Origin of the sequence: Actinoplanes sp. NPDC051343, assembly GCF_044455125.1 — a bacterium.
Classification (GTDB): domain Bacteria; phylum Actinomycetota; class Actinomycetes; order Mycobacteriales; family Micromonosporaceae; genus Actinoplanes.
Genome location: NZ_JBITEL010000003.1, coordinates 444,650 through 469,322 on the forward strand (window position 1 = coordinate 444,650; position 24,673 = coordinate 469,322).

Annotated in this window: 20 protein-coding genes; 7 read left to right on the forward strand and 13 right to left on the reverse strand. The window is 70.2% G+C overall.

Features of this window, described 5'->3' with window-relative positions; all coding sequences use genetic code 11:
* The first annotated feature begins 155 nt into the window (after window positions 1-155).
* A complete protein-coding gene (locus tag ACIA5C_RS12615) occupies window positions 156-1,373 on the forward strand; it encodes an anion permease (RefSeq protein ID WP_396053768.1) in 1,218 nt (405 codons plus the stop codon).
* A gap of 3 nt (window positions 1,374-1,376) precedes the next feature.
* Window positions 1,377-1,655, forward strand: a complete 279-nt coding sequence (locus ACIA5C_RS12620) for a hypothetical protein (protein ID WP_396053770.1) — start codon at window positions 1,377-1,379, stop codon at window positions 1,653-1,655.
* Here ACIA5C_RS12620 and ACIA5C_RS12625 read toward each other — a convergent pair.
* From ACIA5C_RS12625 to ACIA5C_RS12645, 5 genes are all read right to left on the reverse strand, one after another.
* Window positions 1,652-2,908: a PQQ-binding-like beta-propeller repeat protein gene (locus ACIA5C_RS12625; RefSeq protein ID WP_396053772.1), complete on the reverse strand. Its 1,257-nt coding sequence runs from the start codon at window positions 2,906-2,908 to the stop codon at window positions 1,652-1,654. The genes ACIA5C_RS12620 and ACIA5C_RS12625 overlap by 4 nt on opposite strands.
* A 19-nt stretch (window positions 2,909-2,927) precedes the next feature.
* A complete protein-coding gene (locus ACIA5C_RS12630) occupies window positions 2,928-3,827 on the reverse strand; it encodes a carbohydrate ABC transporter permease (RefSeq protein ID WP_396053774.1) in 900 nt (299 codons plus the stop codon).
* Window positions 3,824-4,816, reverse strand: coding sequence for a carbohydrate ABC transporter permease (locus tag ACIA5C_RS12635; protein WP_396053776.1), 993 nt, complete (start codon window positions 4,814-4,816; stop codon window positions 3,824-3,826). Before ACIA5C_RS12635 ends, ACIA5C_RS12630 begins: the two co-directional genes overlap by 4 nt.
* Complete coding sequence (locus tag ACIA5C_RS12640) at window positions 4,816-6,138, reverse strand: ABC transporter substrate-binding protein (protein ID WP_396053778.1); 1,323 nt, start codon at window positions 6,136-6,138, stop codon at window positions 4,816-4,818. Before ACIA5C_RS12640 ends, ACIA5C_RS12635 begins: the two co-directional genes overlap by 1 nt.
* 369 nt (window positions 6,139-6,507) lie before the next feature.
* Complete coding sequence (locus tag ACIA5C_RS12645; RefSeq protein WP_396053780.1) at window positions 6,508-7,599, reverse strand: glycerophosphodiester phosphodiesterase; 1,092 nt, start codon at window positions 7,597-7,599, stop codon at window positions 6,508-6,510.
* Window positions 7,600-7,757: 158 nt separating this feature from the next.
* Between ACIA5C_RS12645 and ACIA5C_RS12650 the strand changes: the two genes are divergently transcribed.
* Genes ACIA5C_RS12650 through ACIA5C_RS12660 form a run of 3 tightly spaced genes read left to right on the forward strand, consistent with a single transcriptional unit; the run spans window position 7,758 to window position 11,795 of the window.
* Complete coding sequence (locus tag ACIA5C_RS12650) at window positions 7,758-8,213, forward strand: sensor histidine kinase (protein WP_396053782.1); 456 nt, start codon at window positions 7,758-7,760, stop codon at window positions 8,211-8,213.
* Between the two features lie 29 nt (window positions 8,214-8,242).
* On the forward strand, window positions 8,243-8,560 hold the full coding sequence (locus ACIA5C_RS12655) for an SdpI family protein (RefSeq protein ID WP_396053784.1): 318 nt from the start codon (window positions 8,243-8,245) through the stop codon (window positions 8,558-8,560).
* A 10-nt stretch (window positions 8,561-8,570) separates the two neighbouring features.
* Window positions 8,571-11,795, forward strand: coding sequence for an NACHT domain-containing protein (locus tag ACIA5C_RS12660; RefSeq protein WP_396053786.1), 3,225 nt, complete (start codon window positions 8,571-8,573; stop codon window positions 11,793-11,795).
* A gap of 8 nt (window positions 11,796-11,803) precedes the next feature.
* On the opposite strand, the gene ACIA5C_RS12665 is transcribed toward ACIA5C_RS12660, so the two are convergent.
* Window positions 11,804-14,779, reverse strand: a complete 2,976-nt coding sequence (locus ACIA5C_RS12665; RefSeq protein ID WP_396053788.1) for a glycine--tRNA ligase — start codon at window positions 14,777-14,779, stop codon at window positions 11,804-11,806.
* Window positions 14,780-14,823: 44 nt separating this feature from the next.
* On the opposite strand from ACIA5C_RS12665, the gene ACIA5C_RS12670 reads away from it, so the two are divergent.
* The gene (locus ACIA5C_RS12670) at window positions 14,824-15,975 is read left to right on the forward strand and encodes an acyl-CoA dehydrogenase family protein (protein WP_396053790.1); all 1,152 of its coding nucleotides are present in this window, start codon (window positions 14,824-14,826) and stop codon (window positions 15,973-15,975) included.
* Between the two features lie 113 nt (window positions 15,976-16,088).
* Here ACIA5C_RS12670 and ACIA5C_RS12675 read toward each other — a convergent pair whose 3' ends face one another.
* The 4 genes from ACIA5C_RS12675 to ACIA5C_RS12690 form a co-directional block, all read right to left on the reverse strand.
* Window positions 16,089-16,370, reverse strand: a complete 282-nt coding sequence (locus ACIA5C_RS12675; protein ID WP_396053792.1) for a hypothetical protein — start codon at window positions 16,368-16,370, stop codon at window positions 16,089-16,091.
* A gap of 303 nt (window positions 16,371-16,673) precedes the next feature.
* A complete protein-coding gene (locus tag ACIA5C_RS12680) occupies window positions 16,674-17,378 on the reverse strand; it encodes a hypothetical protein (RefSeq protein ID WP_396053794.1) in 705 nt (234 codons plus the stop codon).
* 195 nt (window positions 17,379-17,573) lie between these two features.
* Window positions 17,574-18,725, reverse strand: a complete 1,152-nt coding sequence (locus tag ACIA5C_RS12685) for a hypothetical protein (protein ID WP_396053796.1) — start codon at window positions 18,723-18,725, stop codon at window positions 17,574-17,576.
* Window positions 18,725-19,048 (reverse strand): hypothetical protein, encoded by a 324-nt coding sequence (locus ACIA5C_RS12690; protein WP_396053798.1) that lies wholly within the window; start codon window positions 19,046-19,048, stop codon window positions 18,725-18,727. The genes ACIA5C_RS12685 and ACIA5C_RS12690 overlap by 1 nt, the downstream gene beginning before the upstream one ends.
* 153 nt (window positions 19,049-19,201) lie before the next feature.
* Between ACIA5C_RS12690 and ACIA5C_RS12695 the strand changes: the two genes are divergently transcribed.
* Complete coding sequence (locus ACIA5C_RS12695) at window positions 19,202-21,379, forward strand: FUSC family protein (protein ID WP_396053800.1); 2,178 nt, start codon at window positions 19,202-19,204, stop codon at window positions 21,377-21,379.
* A gap of 138 nt (window positions 21,380-21,517) precedes the next feature.
* Here the strand turns inward: ACIA5C_RS12695 and ACIA5C_RS12700 are convergent, their stop codons facing one another.
* From ACIA5C_RS12700 to ACIA5C_RS12710, 3 genes are read right to left on the reverse strand one after another with little or no spacing between them, the layout of a single operon-like run.
* Entirely contained in the window at window positions 21,518-22,528 is a 1,011-nt protein-coding gene (locus tag ACIA5C_RS12700) for a hypothetical protein (protein ID WP_396053802.1), read from the reverse strand.
* Entirely contained in the window at window positions 22,525-23,067 is a 543-nt protein-coding gene (locus ACIA5C_RS12705; RefSeq protein WP_396053804.1) for an RNA polymerase sigma factor, read from the reverse strand. Before ACIA5C_RS12705 ends, ACIA5C_RS12700 begins: the two co-directional genes overlap by 4 nt.
* A 39-nt stretch (window positions 23,068-23,106) precedes the next feature.
* Window positions 23,107-24,585 carry a diguanylate cyclase domain-containing protein gene (locus tag ACIA5C_RS12710; protein WP_396053806.1) on the reverse strand — a complete coding sequence of 493 codons (1,479 nt, stop codon included), beginning with the start codon at window positions 24,583-24,585 and terminating at the stop codon, window positions 23,107-23,109.
* Between the last annotated feature and the right edge of the window lie 88 nt (window positions 24,586-24,673).

Below are 24,673 nucleotides of genomic sequence, written 5' to 3' on the forward strand. Positions count from 1 at the left end.
GGCCGGGGCCTGGAGGCTCCGGCCGTTTGCTGTCCGTGCGGCAAAGGCGACATACCGCTCACCTTAGGGAAACAACAGGTTAACAGCGGCGGAACATCGAAAAGGTTCCGTTCACCCCCTAGGCCCCGGTCGGCAACGTCGGTGACGATCACCTGGTGACCCAGACTTCAGTGATCCTGGCACTGGTGATCGTCACGGCTCTTGCCTTCGACTTCACCAACGGGTTTCACGACACCGCGAACGCGATGGCCACCACCATCGCCACCAACGCCCTGCGGCCGAAGACCGCTGTCGCTCTGTCCGGCGTACTCAATCTGGTCGGCGCCTTCCTGTCCGTACAGGTCGCGCTCACCGTCACCAACGCCGTCGTCAAGATTCAGAACAAGGACGGCTCGCCGCAGGCCGGCCTGACGTCCGACGGAGGAAAGGCGTTACTGCTCATCGTGCTCGCCGGCCTGGTCGGCGGGATCGTCTGGAACCTGCTCACCTGGCTGCTGGGCCTGCCGTCCAGCTCGTCGCACGCGCTCTTCGGCGGGCTGATCGGCGCCTCGATCGCGGGCCTCGGCTGGGCCGGGGTCAACTGGAACGGCGACGGCTCCAAGCTCGACGGCGTCGTCGGCAAGGTGCTGCTACCGGCCGTCCTGTCGCCGGTCATCGCCGGCGTCATCGCCGCGGTCGGCACCTGGATCGTCTTCAAGGTCACCACCGGACTGGCCGCCCGCTACACCGATCGCGGCTTCAAGTGGGGCCAGATCGGCAGCGCCTCGCTGGTCTCCCTCGCGCACGGCACCAACGACGCCCAGAAGACGATGGGTGTCATCACGCTGGCTTTGATCGCCAGCGGCGACTGGTCCGACACCAAGAGCATCCCGCTCTGGGTGAAGGTCGCCTGCGCCCTGGCCATCGCGCTCGGCACCTACTTCGGTGGCTGGCGCATCATCCGCACGCTGGGCAAGGGCCTGGTCGACATCAAGCCCGCGCAGGGCATGGCCGCCCAGATGGCGTCGGCCGCGGTCATCCTGTCCTCGAGCCACCTCGGGTTCGCACTCTCCACCACCCACGTGGCGACCGGCTCCGTGGTCGGCTCCGGCCTGGGCCGGCCCGGCGCGCTGGTGCGCTGGCGGGTGGCGGGCCGCATGGTCGCCGCCTGGCTGATCACCCTTCCGGCCGCCGCGGTGGTCGGCGCGGTGATGTGGTGGCTCGCCCACCTGCTCGGCGGTCTCGCCGGCGCACTGATCGTGTTCGCCGTGCTGATCGTCACCGCGGTCGCGGTCTGGCTGCGGGCCCGCAAGACCCCGGTCGGCCGGCACAACGTCAACGACGAATGGGAGGCCGCAGCCGACGACCGCGGACCCCTCGAGTTGGTGGGCTGAGGAATGAACAACCTGCATTTCGCCCTCGACGGCGCCTGGCGAGTGTTCCTGGCCAGCCTGATCCTCGGTGCCGGCCTGCCGGTGCTCTTCGGCCTCGGCATCCGCTCACTGGCCTCCGGCGGAGAGGCTCCGGCCCCCGTCCCGGCCAGGATCACCGCCTACCTGCTCTTCACCGTCGTGATCCTGGGCGTGCTGCTCGGTCTCACGTTCATCGTGGCGACCGGCTTCGGCAAGGCGCTCAGCTTCGAGCACATCTATCCCACGATCGTCGCCAAGCACTAGTTTTCCGGCCAGATGGTGACCGGGCCGTCGGTGAGGTGGCAGACCACCGCACCGGCGGCCGCGTCGCAATGGCCGAACGCGTCGTCGGTGGTGCCGAGGACGCGCACGGCCATCCGGTCCGGGTCGAAGCGGCCGACGAAGCCGGGGTGGCCGTTGCTCACCGCGTACGTCAGGAAGCCGTCGGATCCGACAACCTGGCGCCAGCCGCCGAGATCGAGCCGCACCTGCCCGGTCTCGGGGTCGAGGACCGTGAGCGGTACCTGATCGGGCGTGCCGTCGCCGTTACCGGCCAGCAGATATCTGCCGGTCCGCGCGGCGTAGGTCCAACGGTCGGAGGTCCAGCGGGTTTGCCCGGTCGCCGGGTCGAGGGCGACCAGTTCCGGCAGATAGGCGCACAGCACGGTGCCGCAGTCCGGTTCCAGCGAGGCGTCCGGGAACTTCCACGAGCCGGTCGGCACATGCCAGCGCGGGGTCAGGCCGGGCAGCGTGTAGGCGGTCGCCCCGGATGCGTCGTCGCCGACCAGGAACAGGGAACCGGCCGGCGCGGCCAGCGCCCCGGACGCCGCCGCCTGGACCGTCGCGACGTGCTTGCCGGTCAAGGCGTCGTAGCTGTCCAGCCGGCCCTGGGGGCCGGCGGACACCAGCCACCGCGGCATCGAGCCCGGCTGCTCGGCGGCCAGCAGCAGGCCGCCGGCGGGCGCGAGCACCTGCCAGCGGTACAACCCGGTCCGCAGGTCGACCGCGTCGATGTCCTCGGACGAGTCACGGTCGTCGGCGAGAAGCACGACCCCGCCGGTGGCCGAGGCGCCGCGCACGACACCGAACTGCCACCAGTCCGACCGGCCTGTCGCGTTGTCCATCGCGATCACCGCCGAGCGCTGGCCGACCGTGGTCTCCACAAGCGTGGTCGCGCCGGCCGCCAGCACCCCGGCCACCGGCTCCGGGATCTGCAGCGTGGTGCGGGCCAGCAGCGTGCCGTCGGGCAGCCGGTAGGTGCGCATCAACCGCGGCCGGCCGGTCGGGGCGGCGTCGACCACGTACAGGCGGTTGCCGCTGACGAAGACGTTGTCCTGGTTCTGCGCCGTGATCAGGGTGGCGCGCACCTGCTCGGGCACCGGCGGCGTGGCCGGACCGAGCAGGGCGATCAGGAGCAGGCTCAGCACGGCGAGGGCGGAACGGCCCCGGGGATGCGACCGCCCCGGCCGATCGTGCACGGCCGGGGCGGTGTCGAGGCCGATCAGCGCGGAGGGCACGCCGCATTCTGCCTGCCGGTCAGCCCTTGGTCGAACCGAGGGACAGGCCGGCGATGAACTGCTTCTGCAGCAGCACGTAGATCAGCACCGTCGGGACGGCCGCGATCAGGGCGGCCGCCGCGATCAGGTTCTGGTTGGCGACGAACTGGCCCTGCAGGTTGGCCAGCGCCGAGGTGATCGGGCGCTTGTCGCCGGTCGAGATCAGCGTGATGGCCCAGAAGAAGTCGTTGTAGACCCAGGTGACCAGCAGGGTCGCCAGCGCCGCCAGGGCCGGCCGGCACAGCGGCAGCGTCAGCCGCCAGTAGCGGGTCCACAGCGAGGCGCCGTCCAGCAATGCCGCCTCGTCGATCTCCAGCGGCACCGACTTCATGAAGTTGCTGAGCACGAACACGCAGAACCCGAGCTGGAACGACAGGTTGATCAGGATCAGGCCCAGGTACGAGTTGTAGATGCCCAGCGCCAGGTAGATCCGGTAGAGCGGGGTGATGATGACCTGCTGCGGGAGCAGGTTGCCGGCCGTGAACAGGATCAGCAGCGGGATGTTCCACTTGAAGCTGAGCCGGGACACGACGTACGCCACGCAGGACGCGAGGAACAGGGCCAGCAGCACCGCCGGCACCGTGACGTAGATCGAGTTGAGGAAGAACTTCCACATCCCGGACTGGCTCCACGCGTTCGCGAAGTTCGACAGCGTGAGGTGGTGCGGCAACGACACGTATCCGAGCTTGTTGGTCTCGGAGATCGGCCTCAGCGCGACGTAGAGCGCGAAGACGATCGGCGTGATCCAGAGCACGGTCATCACGATCATGAACAGCTGGGACGCCCAGCTCGCCACTCGTGGGCCCATCGGCGCGCCTTGCTTCGCGGCGTGGGCCGGATGCTCGGTGTGCGAGGCCGGCGAGGTCGTCACGGCGGTCATGGCTGCTCCTCCCGGCGGAACGCCTGCCAGAGAAAGATCGAGATCGGGACGAGAGAGATCACCAGCAGGATGACGCCGAGCGTGGAGCCGAAGCCGATGCGCTGGGTCTCGCCGACGATGTTCTGGGTGACCGCGACCGAGAGCAGTTCCAAGCCGCGCAGCGGATTGCCGCCGCTGGTGATGTAGACCAGGTCGAACGCGCGCAGCGACTCGATCACGGTGACCACCAGGACCACGATGTTGATCGGCCGCATCGCCGGGAAGATCACTCGCCAGAACGTCTGCCAGCCGGTCGCGCCGTCCACGGTCGCGGCCTCGCGCAGCGACGGGTCGACCGCCTTCAGGCCGGCCAAGTAAAGGATCATCACGTACGGCGCCTGCCGCCAGCTCGCCTCGACCAGCAGCGCCCACAGGTTGAGGTGCGGGTTGCCGAGCCAGTCGATCACGTTGTCGTTCTGGTTGTGGTGCACCAGCGTGTTGATCAGCCCGAGGTTGGGCGAGTAGATCAGCTCCCAGATGATGCCGATCAGCGCCAGGGACAGCATCACCGGCAGGAACAGCAGGCTCTGGTAGACGCGGGTGCCCTTGATGCCGCGGTCGAGGATGACCGCGAACAGCATGCCCAGCGGGGTGGCGATCACGATGAAGACCCCGAGCCAGATCGCGTTGTGCTGCACCGCGGGCCAGAAGTCGGGGTAGTTGGTGAACGCCTGCTTGTAGTTCTGCACGCCGTTCAGGCAGCCCGGCTGCGGGATGCCGGGTGCGGTCGGGAAGTTTGCGCAGGACTGGAGCTTGATGCTGCCGATGCCGGTCCACTTGGTGAACGACAGGAAGATCGAGCCCAGCGCCGGGATCCAGATCAACGCGAGGTCGAGCAACAGCGGGATGCCGAGCATGCAGGCCGCGACGAGCTTGTCGCGGCGGGTGAGCGTACGCCCGCGGCGGCGGCGCCGAGGCGCCGCCGCCGGAGCAATGGTGGTTTCTGCCATCAGCTGAAGATCGTCTTAGCCTGCGACTCGGCGTTCTTCTGGATGGTCTGGATCGTGCCCGGCGTCGGGTCGTCGATGAACTGCTGGATCAGCTTGATCATCGCGTTGGCCATGTCCGGCACCGTGTCCCGGTCCATGAACTGCGAGACGTTCTTGCACTTCGCGATCTCGGCGACCGACTTCTTCTGGATCGCGTTGTAGGTCGGCACCTGCAGGCCCTGGGCCAAGCCGACGTCCCATGCGTCGGTCTTGAGGAACGCGGCCTCGGCGTCGCCGGTGCCGATGTACTCCAGGACCTTCTTGGCCGCGGCCTGGTTCTTGCCCTTCTTGGGCAGGATGAAGCCGTCGGCGGGGGCGTCCATGAAGTCGGTGCCCCACTGCGGGTCGATCGCCGGGTAGACGAAGAAGTCGAGGTCGTCGAGGTTCTTCTTGTCGTAGTTGGCGGCGACCTGGTTGGAGCCCTGGAACATCAGACCGGCCTGCTTGTTCTCCAGCGCCTTGGCACCGTCCTGCCAGGTGCGGCCGTTGGCCGCGCTCTGCATGTACGGCATGATCTCGCGCCAGTGGTCGAAGACCTTGGTGACGCCGGGGTCGGTCCACGGAACTTCGTGCTTCATCAACTTGATGTGGTAGTCGTACCCGTTGGTGCGCAGGTTGATGATGTCGAAGGTGCCCAGCGCCGGCCAGCCGTCCTTGTCGGCGAACGCCTGCGGCACGATGCCGTCCGACTTCATCTTCTTGAGCAGGGCGACGTAGGCGTCCCAGGTCGTCGGGACGGTGTAGCCCTTCGACGAGAAGACGCTCTTGTTGTAGAAGACGACCCACGGGTAGTTGTAGATCGGGACCAGGTAGTAGTGCCCGTCCAGGCCTTTGGAGAGGCTCTTCGCGGCGTCGTTGAAGTTGCCGCCGATCTTGTCCCACACGTCGTCGAGCGGGGTGAGCAGGCCCTGCGCGGCGAAGAACTGCAGCCGGTAGCCGGCGAACCAGGTCGCCAGCGAGTCCGGCGTGCCCTGCAGGTAGTTGCTGATGTTGTTCTGGAACGTGTTGTGGTCGGTCGTGTTGACCGTGACCGGCACCTTGGTCGAGGTCGTCGCGCCCTGGGTGAGCGTGGCGAACGCATCCTTGGGCGCGGCGTCGGAGTAGTTCGAGCCGAACGTGATCGGGCTGGTGTCGGAGCCCGACGAGCTGCCGGACGATTTGTCGTCGTCGCCGCACGCGGCCAGCAGCGGCGCGGCCAGCCCGGCAGCGGCGACCGCACCGGTGCCCTTGAGCAGGTTACGCCGGCTCATCCCGGACCGGTTGCTTGCGAACGGACTTGACATGGACCGCCTCCTGAGTGGACCTGCCGCCTCGTGGGACGGCGGTCGTTATCGCGTTTGGGAGTAATTATGAAACCAAACGAACAAAGTTCAACGGATACGGCCAAGTCAAAACGCAGTTATGCACGACTGTCAAGGCTCTGTTTCATCAAGATTTCACCGAAAGATCAACTGTCCAGGTCAGGGGCGGTCGGCTGCGCCGGGCGAGTCCGCTTGCGCTGGTCACGGTCCAGCTCCCGAGCGTACGGTCGGGGGCCGCGCACCCGGCTCCTGGACCCCTCCGCCACCCTAGGCCGCACAATTGTGCACGTGCACAAAGGGGCCCCGGGCGTGCCGGCAGTGCGGGCCGGCTGGGCCGACCCGCACCTCGCCTCAGCCGCGAAGGGCCCGCGCCAGCACGCCGATGTCGGCCTGGTCGGTGAACAGGCCGTCCACGCCGGCGTTCAGGAACGTGACCTGCTCGTCGATCGCCCGGCCGTACGCGTTCGGGTCGGTACCGACCCGGTAGTCGGCCGGCAGGAACTGGTTCTCGGCCCGGAAGGTGTACGGGATGACCTTGAGCCCGGCCGCGTGGGCGTCGTGCACCAGCGACGTCGGCTTGCCCAGCGTGTCGTCCGCATTGCGCCCGATGACCTGCACCTTGTCCGGTCCGATGCCGTCGACGAAGGTCGACAGCTCCTTCAGCCCGGCCGGGGTCAGATAGTCGGCGTAGCTACGCGGGTCGCTGAACGGTGTCCCGGCCGCACTGGTCAGGAAGACCAGGTGGACGTCGACCCGGTACCGGTCGTTGAGGTCGCGCAGGTTGTGCGCCTCGAACGACTGGATCCAGACGTTCGCGCTCCGATGGTTGAGGTGGTTGCGGTCGAGGGCGCGCACCAGCGGGGTCTCCAGCTCGAGGCCGAGCCGCCGGAAGTACGTCGGGTGCTTGGTCTCCGGGATCACGCCGATGTCGCGGCCGAGTTCCTTCGACAGGCGGGCCCGCAGATCGAGCATCTCCTGGAACGTCGGCACCTCGAACAACCCGTTGTACATCGTGTTGTGCTGCCGGACCGCGGGCAGCCGCTCGACCGCGCGCAGCGTCTTCAGCTCGGCCAGCGTGAAGTCGTGCGTCCACCAGCCGGTCGTGCTGACGCCGTCGAGCAGCACGGTCCGCTTGCGGTCGGCGAACTCCGGCCGGGCCGCCACGTCGGTGGTGCCGCCGATCTCCGGCTCGTGCCGGCAGACCAGCACGTGGTCCTTCGTCGAGACGAGGTCCGGCTCCATGTAGTCGGCGCCCATGCGGGCGGCCAGCTCGTACGAGGCGAGGGTGTGCTCGGGGCGGTATCCGGCGGTTCCGCGATGACCCATGACCAGCGTGTGCGTGGTCTTGCCGTGCGCGAGGGCCGGCGTGGCCACGGCGGCGGTCAGGGCGGGCGCGGCGGCGGCGGCGGCGCCCATCCGCAGCACCTGGCGGCGGTCTGCCACAGATTCTCCACGGGGCTTCGCGCCCGGCGACGGTCGCCGGGCGTCCCGTGGGCAGTCGACCGGCCTCAACCGTCCGTCAGAAGAAGATCGTGTGGCGTGTTCCGGAACGGCTCGGTAAGCGTCGAAACAGGTCACCTGTCCGGGGGACCCGCGCCGATGTGTCGGCGATTTTCATCGGGGAGTCTCATGCGGTCGTTCGTCAACGAGCCTCGCCCGCCCGGCGCGCCCGGGCGTTCCGGTCGCGACTGGACGATCGTCGGCGTGTTCGCTGCGCCGGCCGTCCTCGAGGCCCTGACCCGGCCCGGCCGTACGCGAGCGAACTGGCCCGCCTGGCTACCCCGGCCCTGGCCGGGCCGCCGGTCCACCTGGCGATCGACGGCAATCTCGACAACCTCCCGCCGGCCGTCGGCGCGGCCCTGTTCCGGCCGGCCCAGGAGGCGGTGACCAACGCCCGGCGGCACGCCCGGCACGCGACCCGCATCGAGATCCGGGTCGCCGCCGACGACACCTCGGAACGCGCCGTCCTCCTGGGCGGCGTCTTCACCGCCGGCCCCAACCCCGACCGCGGCTGGAGCGTGACTGCGACCCTCCCGCGGGCGGTTTCAGCCGGCTGACCCCCAAACAGCTGAGTAGGTTGGGCCGCATGGCGGGTGCGGTGATAGTGATCGTGGCGGGCGTCGTGGTCGCGCTGGCCGGCGCCCTGGGCCTGACCGGCCGACTGCCCCGCAACCGGCTGGTCGGCGTCCGCACGGCCGCCACCATGCGCAGCGAGGAGGCCTTCCGCCAGGGCAACCGCGCGGCGGCGCCGGCGATCATCCTCGGCGGCCTGCTCGCCGTCCCGGGCGGCGCGGCGGTGCTGCTGGGCGCCCCCAAGGCCACGGTCTTCCCGGGCATCCTGCTCATGGTCATCCTGGCCTTGGCCGGCGCCGCACGAGCCAACCGGGCTACCCGCATCCAGTAATACTGTCCCTATGGGCCCGGCGCTGAGCTACCACGACGCGGCGCGGATGCTCGGCGGCGACACGGCGAAGATCCAGAAGCTGGTCGACGTGCTGATCGGGGCAGGCATGATCGCCCTGGTCGGCCCGTTCCGTGACGTCCTGGGCTGGTTCGACGCCAAGGCCGAGCTGAGCAAAATCACCGAGCACCTGATCACCGGCCTGGTCGAGCGGCAGCGCTCGCTGTCCCGCCACGAACGCTCCGAACGCCTCCGAGCCGCCCACGTCGTCCTGGTGACGGCCGCGTTCTTCGAAGTCCTGGCCGAGGCCGAGGTGCCGCTCGACCCGGGCGGCCTGCGGTTGAGCCCGGCCGAGCAGCAGTCGCTCGCCTCCCGCGCCGCGCGGATCGCGGCGGCACCGGCTCCCGGCCCGGCCGAGTCGCACGAGGAGTTCCGGGCCCGGCTGACCGGCTTCTACCGCGAACTGGCCACCGTGGTGACCGACTTCGGTTCCGGGCTCACCGTCTGGGAGCACCTCGGCCCGTTCGCTCTCGACCAGGCGAAACGCACGCTGGCTGACCTCGCCGAACCGGCCGTGGAACGTTTCGACAGCCTGCTCGGCCGGCTCGCCGCCGAGTTCCCGGAAGTCGCGTTCTGGGCCGGCATACGCGAGCACAACGCGATGCACGCCCGGCTGCGGGACACCACCGCGGGGCTGGCCGCTCTCGGCGAAGTGCTCGAGGCCATCGCGGTCGGCCGGGCACCGGACGACCGCCGCGCGGGCCTCGCCCGGACCTACGCGGCGGCGCTCGACCGGCCGATCGCCGAGGCGGGCGAGGTGCCGCCGGGGCTTCGCCTCCCCACGCTCGGCCGGGCCTTCGTCGCCCAGGCCTACCGCGTCGCCGAGGTGACCGGCCCGGCGCCGCTGAGCAGCGAGGACTGGTGGGAGAGGCGTCCCGCTCGTAACGATCTGCTGGCGTTCCTCACCGCCCGGCTCACCTCGCCGGAGCTGACGGCCGCGCCGATGCTGGTGCTGGGGCAGCCCGGCTCGGGCAAGTCGGTGCTCGCCCGTGTCCTCTCGGCCCGGCTGCCCGCCGGCGACTTCTTGCCGGTGCTGGTGGAGCTGCGGTCGGTGCACGCCGCGGCCGACGTGCAGGAACAGATCGAGCAAGCGGTCCGGATCGACACCGGTGAGCGGGTCGAGTGGCCGGCGCTGAGCCGCTCCGCCGGCGAGGCGCTCCCGGTCCTCATCCTCGACGGCTTCGACGAGCTGCTCCAGGCCACCGGGGTCAGTCAGACCGACTACCTGCTGCGGGTGGCCGCCTTCCAGCGCCGGGAGGCCGACCAGGGCCGCCCGGTCGCGGTGATCGTGACCAGCCGCATCAGCGTCGCCGACCGGGCCCAGGCGCCCGAGGGCGCGGTGGCGGTCCGGCTGGAGCCGTTCGACCGCGCCCGGGTCGGCGCGTGGCTCGACATGTGGAACCGCACCAACGCCGCGGAGGTCGACCTGGAGACCGTCCTGCGCTATCCGGACCTGGCCGGCCAGCCGCTGCTCCTGCTGATGCTGGCGGTCTACGACGCCGAGGGCAACAGCCTCCGCGACGTCGGGACGCTACGCACCGATCAGCTGTACGAGCGTCTCCTCGAACGGTTTGCCCGGCGCGAGGTCGAGAAGCGGGGCGCCGGCCTGCCGGTCCGCGACCGTGACCGCCGGACCGAGCTGGAGCTCCGCAAGCTCAGCGTGGTGGCGTTCGCCATGTTCAACCGGGGTGCGCAGTGGGTGACCGAGGACGAGCTGGACGCCGACCTGCGCGCCCTGCCCGGGCTGGCCGGTGGTGATCCGGCCGGGTCGCCACCAGCGGGTCTGCGGGCGCCGATCCGGGCCGCCGAGCTGGCCCTCGGGTCGTTCTTCTTCGTGCACCGGGCTCGCGCGACCCGGGACGGCCTCGGGCTGTCCGCGTTCGAGTTCCTGCACGCGACGTTCGGCGAGTTCCTGGTCGCCCGGCTGATCCACCGGATCGTACGGGACATGGTGGCCCGGGAACGCGCGTCCACCTTCGCGACCGGCGTGGCCGTCGACGACGCCCTCCTGCGCGCACTGCTGTCGTTCGCGCCGCTGGCCGGCCGCCGCCAAGTCGTCGCGTTCGTGCACGGCATGGCCGGTGACCTGTCGCAGGAGGACCGCGCCGACTGGGCCGGCCTTCTGGTCCGGCTCTTCGGCGCGGCCCAGCAGCCCCGCCCGCCCGACGTCTTCGACGCCTACCTGCCGGGCCGACTGACCGTGCCGGCCCGGATCGCCGCGCACACCTCGAACCTGCTGATCCTCATGCTGTGCACGACCGACGTCACCGCCGGCCGTCTGTCCGGTGCCACCGAGGCCGACGACCCGTACGGCATCCGGACCGTCCGCTCCTGGAAGGAGCTGGCTTTGCTCTGGCACTCCCAGGCGGGCCCGAGCGGCTGGGGCGGGCTGCTCGACCATGTACAGGTCGACCGTGTCCGGCGCGACCGGTACCGGGACGTCGCGCTCAGCCTGCGGCTGGACGTGCCGACGACCGTCCCGCCGGTCGACATGAACTGGGTGCTCGGCGTCGAACGGCCGGAGGAGGACGCGCTGGGGGACGCCCGCACCTGGATGTTCCTCGACGAGGGACGGCAGGTGCGGAGGGAAACGCACTTCAGCTGCGATCGGACCGACGACTTCCAGCAGCACGCGGTCGAGCCCCTGCATCAGGCCGGCATGGCCTATGCCGGCGACCTCGTCTACCTGCCGCGGGGCGAGGCGCCGGTCAACGTGCTCGGCGCTTTTCTCCGCCTCCAGTACGACCGCGAGTTGGGCCGCGCCGACCGAGACGCCTTGTACCGGCGGGCGGAGGCCTGGACCGACGAGTTCCCGGGTGCCGGCGAACTGCTGCTCCGGTGCGTGGAACTCGATCGGGACGCCGACCCGCACGTAGTGATGGAAATCGTCGGCGTGATCGTCGCCCGCGACATCGACTCCCGGACGCGCGAGGCGGTTCTCCGCTGCATCCTCGCGCACCCCGGCCTGGCCGGCCACGACAACATACTGAGTGTGGTCGGGCCGATCCTGGACACCCACGACTGGACCGATCTGCACCTGGAGGTCGCGATCCGGCTGTGCGAGCAGAAGGTCTTCCGCTACTTCCTCAGCGGGGACCGCGCCCACCGGCTGATCGAAACCTACGGGAAGACCCGCCCCGACTTCGCCTCCCGCATCGGCATCCTCGTCGACGACTAGCTGCGCTCTCAGAGGCGGAGTTCCGACCAGTCCAGCAGCCCGGCTCCCAGGTCGCGGACCGTGGCCAGCAGGCCGAGGCGGGCAGCCCGCAGGGCCGGGTTCTCGTCCATCACGAAGACGTCGACGAAGAAGTCGGCCAGCGGCACCGCCAGTCGGCGGGTGATGGCCGTGAACCGGACCAGGTCGGGTTCGTCCAGGGTCGACAGTTCGGCCGCCACCTCGGCGACCGTGGCGTGCAGCCGCAGCTCGGCCGGCTCGACCAACGCCGACTCGTCGTAGGAGTCGGGGGTGTCGGGTGGCACGATCCGGCGGCAGCGCTGCAGCGCCTCGGCCACGCGTACGAAGTCCGGGTCGAGGACCAGGGAGTCGAGCTGGGAGAGGAGCCGGTCGGCGACCGACGGGCGGGCGTGGTGGGGCAGCACGGCCCGTACGCGGTCGACCGGCCGGCCCTCCTCGACCAGCACCTGCTCGAGCCGCTTGGCCAGGAACTCGCGGGCCGACAGCAGCACGTCCTCGCTGACCACGACCGGCTGCCGGGCCGCCGCGAACGCCAGTCCGTCGGTCAGGCTCAGCCCGGACAGCGCAGGCAGGGCGCGGTGCACGGCGATCAGGCCGAGGAACGCCCGGCGTACGGCGAACGGGTCGCTGCTGCCCGTCGGCAGGCCGACCGTGGCGGCCAGGCCGGCGATCAGGTCGAGCCGGTCGGCGAGCGACAGCAGCGCGCCGGGCAGCGACGACGGCAGCCGGTCGCCGGTGTTGCGGGGCAGTTCCGCCTCGAAGATCGCCGTTGCGACGGACGGGGTCTCGCCCGCGTTCTCCGCATAGTCCTGGGCGAGGACGCCGGCCAGCGACGTCATCTCGGTGACCAGTTGCGAGCCCAGGTCGAACTTGACCAGCTGGGATGCCCGTTCCAGGGTCGCCGACCAGAGGTTCAGCGGCGACGCCAGATCGGCGGCCACGCCCGCGATGCGCGCCGCCCGGTCGGCCATCGACCCGAGCTTGTCGGTGAACGTGAGCCGGGTCAGGCGTTCCCGCATCGCCGGGAGCGGCACCTGCCGGTCGGCGCGGTAGAAGAAGGCGGCGTCCTCGTAACGGGCCCGCAGCACCGCCTCGTTGCCGGCCCGGACCAGTTCGAGATCGACCGGCCCGTTGGCGACGGTCACGAACATCGGCAGCAGCGAACCGTCCTCGGCCGAGCGTACCGGCAGATAGCGCTGGTGCTTGCGCATCACGGTCGTCAGCACCGCCTCGGGCAGCGTCAGGTAGCTCTCGTCGAACGTGCCGAGCAGCGGAGCCGGGGCCTCGACCAGGTAGGTGATCTGTTCGATCAGCGCGGCCTCCCCGGCCACGTCGACGCGACCGTCCGGGTACACGCTGTCCTGCGCTCCGGTGACGATCAGCTCTTCGCGGTCCTCGGGGTCGGCGACGATGCCGTTGATCGCCAACGTCTCCATGAAGGTCTCGGCCGACGCCACCTCGACCACCGGCTGGGCCGCGGTGCGCAGCACCCGGGTGGTGCGGCCGGCCGCCATCGTGCCGACCGCGACCGGGATGACGTCGTCGCCCCACAGGGCGGTCAGCCAGCGGATCGGCCGGCTGTAGCTGAGCTGCGGATCGTTCCACCGCATGTTCTTGGCGCCGCGCAGGCCGGAAACCACCTTCGCGAGCAGGGGGGCGAGGACCTCGGCGGCCGCGCCGCCGGCTTCGTGCCGGCTCACGGTCACATGACGTACGCCGTTGAAGTCGGACTCCTCGACCTCGCCGGCCGTGATGCCGTGGCCCCGCAGGAAGCCCTCGAGCGCCTTGGTGGGGGAGCCGTCGGGGGCGTACGCGGCCGTGACTTTGGGGCCACGCACGACGCGTACGGAATCGGACTCGCGAGCCGCGACCGAACCGACCACCGCGACCAACCGCCGGGGTGTCGCGAACACCCGGACCTCGTCGTGAGTGAGCCGCGTCGCGGCCAGGCCATCGGTGACCGCTTTGTGCACGTAGTTCTTGGCGGTGCGCGCTTCGGACGGCGGCAACTCCTCGGTGCCGATCTCGAAGACCAGGGCGCGGGGCTGCGCCCGCTCGGCCGGAAGCGCGACCGGGCGGGCCGGCGGCAGCGCCTGGACCTCACCCAGCGGATGCCCTTGCTCCGCGCGGCGGGCCTCCCAGAGCCGGGCCACGTCGCCGGCCAGCCGGCGCATGCGGGCGAACTCGGCCGCCCGGTCGGCGGTCGAGACGGCACCGCGGGCGTCGAGCACGTTGAACGCCTGCGAGCACTTCAGCACGTACGTGTGGGCGGGCACCGGCAGCCCCGCGTCGATGAGGCGTTGCGCCTCCGCCGCGTACAGCTCGAGCAGCTGCCGGTTGGCGGCGACGTCGGCGTCGTCCAGGTAGTAGCGCGACATCTCGTATTCGCCCTGGCCGAACACCTCGCCGTACGAGATCCCCGGCGCGTACTCGATGTCCTTGAAGTGGGTCTTGTCCTGCAACGCCATGATGATGCGCTCGATGCCGTACGTGATCTCCACGCTGACCGGGTCGAGGTTGATGCCGCCGGCCTGCTGGAAGTACGTGAACTGGGTGATCTCGAGCCCGTCGAGCCACACCTCCCAGCCCAGACCCCAGGCGCCGAGCGCGGGGGAGGCCCAGTTGTCCTCGACGAACCGCACGTCGTGCGCCTTCACGTCGATGCCGAGCGCCTCGAGGCTGCCCAGGTAGAGCTCCTGGGGGTGGCCCGGGTCGGGCTTGAGGATCACCTGGAGCTGGGTGTGGGTCTGCAGGCGGTTGGGGTTTTCGCCGTAACGCGAGTCGTCGGGCCGCACCGACGGCTCGACGTAGACCACCCGCCACGGCTCCGGACCGAGCACCCGCAGGAACGTCGCCGGGTTGAGCGTGCCCGCGCCGACCTCGGTGTTCATCGGCTGGACGGTCAGGCAGCCCTGTTCCGTCCAGTACGCGGTCAGCCGGGCCAGCGCGTCCTGCATCGTCAGCATGGGTCCGAAGTCTAGGAGGTGGGCTGGAGGGGTACGTGCGATATATGACCGAGCTGCTCGTAGGTGATCTGTACAACTTCCAGGACCTGCTGTCTTCCTCGGAAGCCGCCCTGGTGTCGAAGGTGCGTGAGTTCCTCGCAGCCGAGGTCGTCCCGATCGCGAACGATCACTGGGCGCGTGCCGCCTTCCCCTCGCACCTGGTGAAGCGCTATGCAGACCTGGAGATCGCCGGCAAGGTGCACTCGTCGCTGCTCAACGGCTGGCTGGCCCTGGAGATGGCGCACGCCGACGCGTCGATGGCCACGTTCTACGGCGTCCACTCCGGCCTGGCGATGGGCAGCATCCGCACATGCGGCTCGCCCTCGCAGCAGGAGCGGTGGCTGCCCTCGATGGCCTCCTTCGACAAGATCGGGGCATTCGCACTGACCGAGCCGACCGGCGGCTCGGACGTGGCGGCGGGCCTGCGCACAACGGCCCGTTTCGCCGACGGCACGTGGATCCTGAACGGCGAGAAGCGCTGGATCGGCAACGCCACCTTCGCCGACCTGATCGTGGTCTGGGCCCGCGACGTGGCCGACAACCAGGTGAAAGGCTTCGTGGTCCCGTCTTCCGCCCCCGGCTTCACCGCCACGAAGATCGAGAACAAGATCGCCCTGCGCATCGTCCAGAACGCCGACATCGCCCTGCGCGACGTCCGGGTGCCCGAGGAGGACCGCCTGCAGAACGCCAACTCCTTCAAGGACACCGCCAAGGTGCTCCGCCAGACGAGGAGCGGCGTGGCCTGGGAGGCGGTCGGAGTCATGCTCGCCGCGTTCGAGATCGCGCAGGAGTACGCCTCTTCGCGAACCCAGTTCGGCAAGCCGATCGGCGCGTTCCAGCTGGTACAGGACCTGCTCGTCCGTATGGTCGGCAACCTGACCGCCTCGCTCGGCATGTGCGTGCGCCTCGCCCAGCTGCAGGACGCGGGCCGCTACCGGGACGAGCACTCGGCGCTTGCCAAGGCGTACTGCACGACCCGCATGCGCGAGGTGGTCGGCTGGGCGCGCGAACTGCTGGCCGGCAACGGCATCGTCCTCGACTACGACATCGGCCGCTTCGTGGCCGACGCCGAGGCCCTCTACTCCTACGAGGGCACCCGCGAAATCAACACCCTGATCGTCGGCCGGGCCATCACGGGCCAGAGCGCCTTCGTCTGATCCCAATCCGTCTCGTCACAGGCGCCGACAAATGACCACGACGCTTACGGACATCGACCGGCCGGATTCGGCGGGCTAATACACCGCGACCTTGCGTAGTCATCAATGCAACATCAATTCCGCTGGGTATTACTGGAACCCTTTAGCGCTCGAATTTTTTCCTCGATTTGTTCGCGCGCCGCCAACGTGGTATCCCGGAACTGCGAGTCCAAAATCACCACCGCCTGCTCTTCACTCAGCGAGAAGGCCTCTACGACCTGGGCGACAGCGACCTCCGAAGAAGACGCGTGCTGAGCGATCGTAATAACGTCAAGGGCCCGGGTCGCGGCTATCAGCTTGGCTTCAAGCAGCCGGAGTTGACGTACGTTCTCGCTCTGATGATCAGCCTGAGTCATGCGCGAATCATAGTAATCGGTCTCCCGGAACGCCTCCTGGTTTACCCGTAGGGCGTTACCGATCTGCCGCGGATGACGCGCGGCGACCGGCGCGGTCGTGACGTGTCGTACGTGTCGCTAGGGTCCGGGCGCGCGCTCTTACCGATGAGAGTGCTTGCCGGATTACGAGCAGAACCACTCGAAAGATTGCCACCGTACCGTTCGGCGTTCGCCATGTGCTCGTTGCCGACGACTGCGGGACGACTGAACCAAGGTTGTTGTCATGATGACTGTTGAAGCGCGGTCGTCCCGTCGACCGAAAGGTCAGAGCTTCTGGCGCTCGGTGCTGTACACGGACTTGGCGACGGTGGTGGTGGTGGTGGTGGCGGCGGGCGGCCGTTGCTTGGTGGTCACCAGGATCGCGATGTCGGAGGAGGCGCCGATCACCAGCACCTGTTGGAGGCCGTTCTTGATTTTCGGTTGCACGAAGCTGGCTGCGTTCCGGTCGCCTTTGATGTTTCGCCGGGCGCTGCCCCAGATGCCGCCGTCGGTGGCGCCGGCCTTTGTGGTCGCGAATTTCACGCCGCCACCGGGGTGGTCGAACCGGTAGATCCGGATAGTGACGTAGGCGCCGTGCTTGTCGATCCACCGCCGGACGTACCCGTCCGTGAAGTCGACATCATCCAGGTTGAACTCGCCGAGATCGCCCGGGGCGCCCATGCCGAGGCCGGCGAGTTCGGCGGCCGCGGTCGTATCGGTGAGGGTCTCGGCGGCCTTGACGCCCGGCCACTTACGGGCACCCTCCGGCGCCCCCATCATGAAGCCCTTGAGGTCGCCGGTGTGCACGACGTCGCTGTCCGAGGGCTCGGTCGCCGGGTCGGTCGGAGCGTCGGCCGGGGTCTCGGCCGGGTCGGCGGTGGGCAGGGCGACCGGCCGCCCGGTGCTGGGCTGCGGTTCGCTGAGGTGGTTGACCACGAAGAACGTCGTCGTACCGGCACCGAGGCACAAGAGCGCGACGATTCCGGTCACCACGCTCACGATCAGCCCGGCCCGGGAGGGCTTCGGGGGCGGCGGGGGCGCGGCATAGCCAGGCTGTGCCCCCGGACCTGGGAAAAACGGACCGGGCGAACTGCCTGGTGAGTGATCGAGCACCGCGACAGTGTCGTGACCGGCTCCAGCCGGGGCAATACTCTGATCGGCCAAGATCAGAGCAGGTGGGTCCGGCTACGTCTCCACCAATGCGGCTGTAGCGCCGTCCTCGGTGCGGGCGCGGCGACGCTCGCAGCGGATCTGCGCCGCCGCCACCCCGCCGAGCATTGCCGCCCAGACGACGGCCATACCGGCGCTGATGAGCGCCTGGCGGGTCGGGCCCGCGTGCAGCACCGCCACGGCCGGAAGCGGCAGCACGGCAGTCCAGGCCGCCGCAACAGCACCGACGGTCAGCCCGGCACGGGCACGGATGCTGCCGTGGCCGGTGAGCGTGGCGGCGCGCAGGCGGCGCCGATAGCCCGGTCCCGCGACGTCCACGGCGGCCTTGGCCGCTTCGTCCGGGAACGCGAGCCGTACGACGTCGTCAGCGCGCAGTACCTCGACCGTGAGGAGCCGCCGCCACACCGCCAACAGGGTCACGACCGTGGCAGCGATCAGAGCCGCTACCAGCACGATCGAGAACCCGGTGCCGGCGATAGCCGCGCAGGTCATCGCGGCGAGCGACAGCGTCCAGAAGCCCGGATGCAGGAGCTTCCGATGGGCCAGCGGGCTGCGAAGGTGTTCGAGTTCATGGGCGAGGAACGCATCACCGGCAGATCGATTCCCGGCGTGCATTTTCAGGAAACCTACGTTCAGGACCAGGATCTGACGGCTGAACCACCGATAGCTGTGCAACACGGTGCGGGAAGGCACCGTGTCGATCCGCACGCTGATGGTAGGAGCGGAGTGAGACATGGTGCCGAGGACATTCTTGACGGCGTCGTCGAACTGCCCGCCGGTTGATCCCCACTCAGTGTCGCGTGGGGGCACGCCCCGCATGCCGGACAGCCGGTGGGTCTGGTCCTGCAACCACCACACCAGATCGTCCCAGCGGTGCGGACGGCGACGCCGGCGCGTGGCACCGGACAGGGCGAGGCTCGTACGGCGAGCGCCACCCAGCAGCCATAAGGCGCTCAACACCTTGGTCAGCTTTCCCGGGCACCGCTCGATCAGCGCCGCCCACTCCTCGGCGTACCGTTCCCGCGCCTGCGGATCGCCGATCCGCCGGGCCGCCACCCGCACGATCCGCCGCGCGATCGACGGTGCCAGCTCGCCGAGTTCGTTGGTGATCAGCGAGAGGACGAACCCGCCGCCGGCGGTCAGGAGGGTGACCAGTACGCCGGCCATCACGCCCAGCCCGGGAGGTACCAGGGGCGCCGCCGCGGCGCCTGGACGGGTGCGGGCCGGATCGGCGCGACCTGCACGTGGACGGCGGCCAGTTGCTCCACATCCGCGCGGTACGTCCGGCGTCGCGGGCCGTCGGGGCGTACGGCACTGTCCCACTGGCTGCGGATCCAGCCACGCTGTTCCAGCCCGATCAGAGGCGGATAAACCGCGGCGAGGCCCCGACCGGCGGTCGCGGCGATGTCGGCGCCGTCCAGCGGGCGGTCGGAGCCGAGAAGGACGGCCAGCACGGTGAGCTCGTCGCTGCTCGCCGGCGGCCTGGCCACGTTGCCCATCGTATCGAGGGGCAGCTCGAACAGGCTTCACCCAGGCGGGGCATCATCATGGCCGCCGCAACCTCCGGCCAACCGCGCGAACCGTGGAACCAGAGGCGGCGAGGCGATGGCTCGCGAGCCCTCGGGGTGGAAAGATTCCTGGCCGTGAGGTCTCTGGTGGGGTGGGTGCGGGGCAAGGATCCGCAGCTGGTGGCGGTGCGGCGGGCAGGTCGCATCATGATCGTGGCGTGTCTTGGGTTCTACATCTGCCGGTACGTGCTCGGCCGGCCCGCGATGGCGCCGTACGCGCTGTTCGGCGCCGTCGCGCTCGGTGCCCTGTCGCAGATTCCCGGCAGTCCGCGGCAGCGGGCCCGCACCCTGCTTGCCGTGCTGCCGGTGGGCTGGGCCCTGGTCACGCTCGGCACCGTGCTGTCGGTGACCAACTGGGCGGCCGCCGGCGGCATGTTCCTGCTCGGCTTTGCCGTCAGCTTCGTCGGTGTGGGCGGCCCCCGGCTGGTCGGGCTGGCCGCCGGCATGCAACTGCTCTACATTCTGCCCTGCTTCCCGCCGTACGATCCGGGCTCGCTGCCCTCTCGGCTGGCGGGCCTCACCATGGCCGTGTTGCTCCTGGCCGCGGCCGAGGTTCTGCTCTGGCCGGATCCCGCGCCGGTGCCCTACCGGAAGCGGCTCGGCGATGCGGTCGGCGGGCTCGGTGCCTGCCTGTTCGCGCTGGCCGACAGCTGGGGCGGTGACCCGACCGGCCGGGACCGGCTGGCCGCGCTGCTGCCGGAGGCTACCGACGCGGCCGACGCGCTGCGGCCCTCGCGGCTTCCTCCGACGCAGCGGCCCGCTTCGGCCGGGCGGCGGGACCGGGCGCTCAGTTCGGCCGCCGGCACTTCGCGGCTGATGCTGGGGCGGGCCGTCGACCTCTACTTCACCGAGGTGGAGGACGCGATCACGCTGCCCGCCGCGACGAAGCTGCTGCGGGAGACCGCCGGCTGTGTCGAGGCGGCCGCGGCCTGGCTGCACGGCACCGGGCCGGTGCCCGACACCGGGCGCATCTCGGGCGCGCTCAACGAGTTTCGCATCGCCCGCATGAACACCGACCCGAACGGGCTGCCGCCGGAGCGGTTGCGGCTGGGGTCGATGGCGTTGGCGCTCGGCGAGTGGACGAAGTCGCTGATTTTCGTGATCCGGGTGGCGGCGGGGCTGCTGCCCGATCACCCGGACCCGACGCCGCCGGCCGCGCAGCCGGGCCAGTTCTGGTTCGCGTACCGGAAGGTTCCGAACCTCTGGTGGCACCGCCTGCGGGAAAATCTCACCCCGCGCTCGGTCTATTTCCAGGGCGCCCTGCGTCTGGCCGTCGCCTTGGCGGCGGCCCGGATGCTGGCCGGGGTCTTCGACCTGTCGCACGGGTTCTGGGTGCTGCTGACGATTTTGACCGTGCTGCGCACCAGCGCCGCCGAGACGCGGTCGGCGCTCAAGCCGGCGCTGGTCGGCACCGTGGCCGGTTCGGTCGTGGCGGCGGTGCTGCTGGTCGTGGGCGTCGACCCGACCGTCTACGCGATCATCCTGCCGTTCGTGATGTTCATCGGGTTCGCGGCCGGGCCGCTGCTCGGGTTCGGCTGGTCGCAGGCACTGTTCACGCTGGTCATCACGCTGGTGTTCGCTCAGGTGACGCCGGTCGACTGGCGGCTGGCCGAGGCGCGCGTGCTCGACGTGCTGGTCGGGGCCGGCGCGGCGGTGCTGATCGGCCTGTTCGCCTGGCCGCGGGGCGGGGGCGGCGAGTTGCACCGGGCGGTCGGCAACTTCATCGGCGCCGCCTCGCGGGTGATCCGCGAGACGGTGTCGGTGATGGCCGACGGCGAGCGGCCGGGCACCGCGCTGCCCGAGGCCCGGGCGGCGGGCATGCTCGCCGACGCTTCCTACGCGCTCTATCAGAGCGAACGGCACGATGCGTCGACCATCGATTGGCAGGCCACTCTCGTGGCCGGGCATCATGCCGTACGCGGGGCCGAAGTGCTGATCCGGTCGTGCCCGGCCGGCGGCCTGCTGCCGAGCGTGGGGCCGTTGACCGCGACCGCGTGGGATGTGGCCCGCCGTTTCGAGCGGGCGTCGGAGGGGCTGCTGGCCCGGGACCGGGGTTTCGTCGACCGTCCGGCGCCGGATCGTGCCGAGCCGGTCGAGTGGCCCAACGACCTCGGCCCGGAGCTGTACGTCATCGCCGACCTGCGGGCCTGGTTGGACGGTCTGCGCGACGACGTCACGCGGATCGCCGGCCGTCCCGAGCGGGTGGACCGGCTGCGTGACCGGGTTTCGCAGCTCGCCGACGGCGCTACCTGAAAGATCATCAACTTCACCCTCCTGGGCCTCTGGTGGGTGGCCGTCCAGGAGCTCGAACACCTACGCCAGACCGGGGCGGGCCGGATGGCCTGTCGCGGTGGGGCGAGGTGGCCGCAGAGGAGGAAGAGGCCACCCGGATCAGCATTCCAGCGACTCCTCGGATCCACTGACCAACCGACCTTCGGCCATGCTGTCGGCGATCTCCCAGAACGATTCGGGCCATTCGCCGGCCGCGTTCATCTGGTTGAGCACCTGCCAGTGGTGGCTGCTCTCCATGGCGTTCTGCGCCCGCTTCACCTCGACCTCGTTGCCGGCCGCGCGGGCGCGTTTCCAGTCGGCGATCCAGCCGCAACCGACCACCTTGGTCACCTCGGCCCCGAACTGGTAGGGGTCGTTGGCGCCCAGGTCCTGCAGTGCCGCCTTGGTGAAGCCGGGCGGCAGCGGGATGTCGACCAGCACCTTGTCGGCCGCCGACCCGGCCCGCTCCGGGGTGACGATCTCCGGCGGCATCGCGGCGAGGAACGTCCGGGCGTCGACCTGCCTGATGTGCGTCAGCGTCGCGGCGAAACTTTCCGGGGTCCAGCCGGTCGGCCCGGTGCGCATCTCGACGAACAGGCCGTTGCGCGGTTTGAGCATGACCGCGAAGTCGGACGGGCTGTACGTGAACCGGTTGCCGGCCATGCCGTCCACCGTGACCGCCACCGGCGGGCTGACGTCGAGCCGGTCCTGGTAGTAGGAGTCGTACGCGGACGCGGGGTACCAGTCGAATTCCAGCTCGCGGTCGCCGTCGGCGAACCTGATCGTCCCGCTCTGCCCGGCGAACCCGTAGACGGTGGTGGCCTTCCAGCCCGGTTCCTGGATGAGCATCCGCGGGCTGTCCTCGACCGCCTTCAGGGCGATCGCCGGGGACGCGGAGGCGGAGGCGGCCGGCTCCGCGACGGGTGAATTTCCCGGCCGGCTCTGCAGCGTGGCGACCGTGACGACGGCCGTCACGGCGGCCGCCGCGGCGATCGGTCCGGCGAAGCGTCGCAGGCGGGACGGCCGCCGCTCGGCGACGATGTCGTCCAGGAGGTCTTGGTCGGCGCCGTCGAGGTGTTGCATCACCTCGGGCCGGTAGGGGTCGGCTTCGCGCAGCATGTCGTCGGTCATTTGCCCTCCTCGGGGAGGCCTATGGTCAGCACGTCACGTTCATGTCCGGCCGCGTCGGAAGCGTGACCGAGGAGATTGCGCAGCCGGGTGCGCGCCCGGGACAACCGCGTGCGGACGGCGGACGGGCTGATCCGGAGCACCGCCGCCACCTCCCGCGGCTCCAGCCCTTCCCAGGCGGTGAGCATCAGCAGTTCGCGGTCGGGCTCGCCGAGCATGCCGAGCGCGTCCCGGACGGCGAGCCGCGAGGGCAGGTCGAGGTCGGGGGAGGACTCGGCGAACGAGAGCAGGCGCTGGCGGAGCCGCTCCCGGCGGGCGTCGCCGCGGTGGTGGTTGGCCAGCACGCGACGGGCCACGCCGTACAGCCAGAGCCGGGCCTCGTCGCCCGGCGGCATTTCCTTGAATCGCCGCCAGGCGACCAGGAACGTCTCGGCGACGACGTCGGCCGCGTCGGCGGGCTGCGGGACCCGCCGCGTCGCGTACGCCAGCACCGCCTCGAAGTTGTCGGCGTACACGCGCCGGAAGCGTTCCTCGGAGCTCATGACCCTTCCATGTCCGGCTGTCGGCCGAACGTTACCGGCTCAGGCGGCCTGACCGGCCCGGCGATATCCGCCGCCGGACGCCTTGGTGTCCCGTTTCGCCTCGTACATCGCGGCGTCCGCGACCTTGATCAGGGCGTCGTACTCGGTGGCGTCGTCCGGGAACAGCGCGATCCCGACGCTCCCGCCGATCTGCACCTGGACGCCGTCGATCTCGAACGGCGACCGCAGCTTGTCGACGATCCGCTCGGCCACGTGCTCGGCCGCGGCGGCATCCGGGTCGCAGGTCAGCAGGATCGCGAACTCGTCGCCGCCCAGCCGGGCGACCACGTCGTTGTCCCGCACCGAGGAGAGCAGCCGCTTGGACACCTGCTGCAGCAGCACGTCGCCGGCCTGGTGCCCGGCGGTGTCGTTGACCTCCTTGAAGCCGTTGAGGTCGAGCAGCATCACGGCCGCCCGGGTGCCGGTGACCGCGGCCTGTTGCACCGCCTCGGACGCCCGCCCGTGCAGCCGGGAGCGGTTGGGCAGCCCGGTGAGGGAGTCGTGGTACGCCTGGTGACTGAGCTGGGCCACGTGGGCCTGGGCGGCCTGCCGCATCTCGGCGCTGTCGACGATCAGGGCGCCCTCGACCGAGAGCTGTTCGGCCAGGATGCGGTCGCGGCTGGTCCAGTCCCGGGTGCCGCTGGTGTCGCCGCACAGGATCATGCCGACCGCGCCCTGGTTGGAGAGCAGCGGCAGCGCGAGATAGCAGCGCAGGCCGACGCTCTGCACGAGCCCGCCCGGCCGTACCTGGGCGGTCGACGCGTCGCCGACCAGGGCCGGCCGGCGGTCGGCGGCGATGCCGCGCCAGATCGGGGAGCCGGCCGCCGGCTGGCCGACCAGGGTCTCGATCTCCGACGGGAGGCCGGCGCTGTGCACGTACCGGATCCGCCCGTCCCCGTCGACCAGGTAGAGCGCGGCGAACTCGGTGCGGAACGCCTCGGCGGTCGAGGCGGCGAGGACCCGGCCGGCCGCCTCGATGCTGGTCGCGGCCATGCCGCCCTCGAACAGGCGGCGGATGATCGTCGAGGTGTGCGACACGAACTGCCGCTGCTTCTCGGCCGTCAGCCCCTGCAGCGTGCTGGCGAAGTGCAGCGCGATCTCGGCCAGCACCTCCGGGCGCAGGGCGTCCAGAACGCTGCCGGTGAGCAGGAGGACGCCGACGGTCTGCCCGCCGATTCGCAGGCGTACGGCCATCTGCTCGCCGCTGATCAGCGGTGGCGCACCGGCCGCCATGCGGAAGACCTTGCCCGCGGTGAGCAGGTCGCGGCGGCCGGCCGGGCCGACCTGGGCGCACGCGTTCATGAGGCCGGTCTCGGAGTCGAGTTCGAAGACGGTGGCGGCGGTGAGCCCGCCGGCGGCCCGCAGGTGGGGTTCGGCGAGTTCGAGGACGTGCTGCATGGACGGGGTGTCGCGGGTCATGAACGAGACGAGTTCAGCGAGCAGCGCTTCCTGCGCATCTTCGAGAGTCGTCTGGGTCATGGCCCAAGAAATCGGCACCGCTGTCAAGGGGTTGAGGGTTCGGTTTGCACGAACCTACCCGTGCATTGATGCCGATCGAACCTTGACG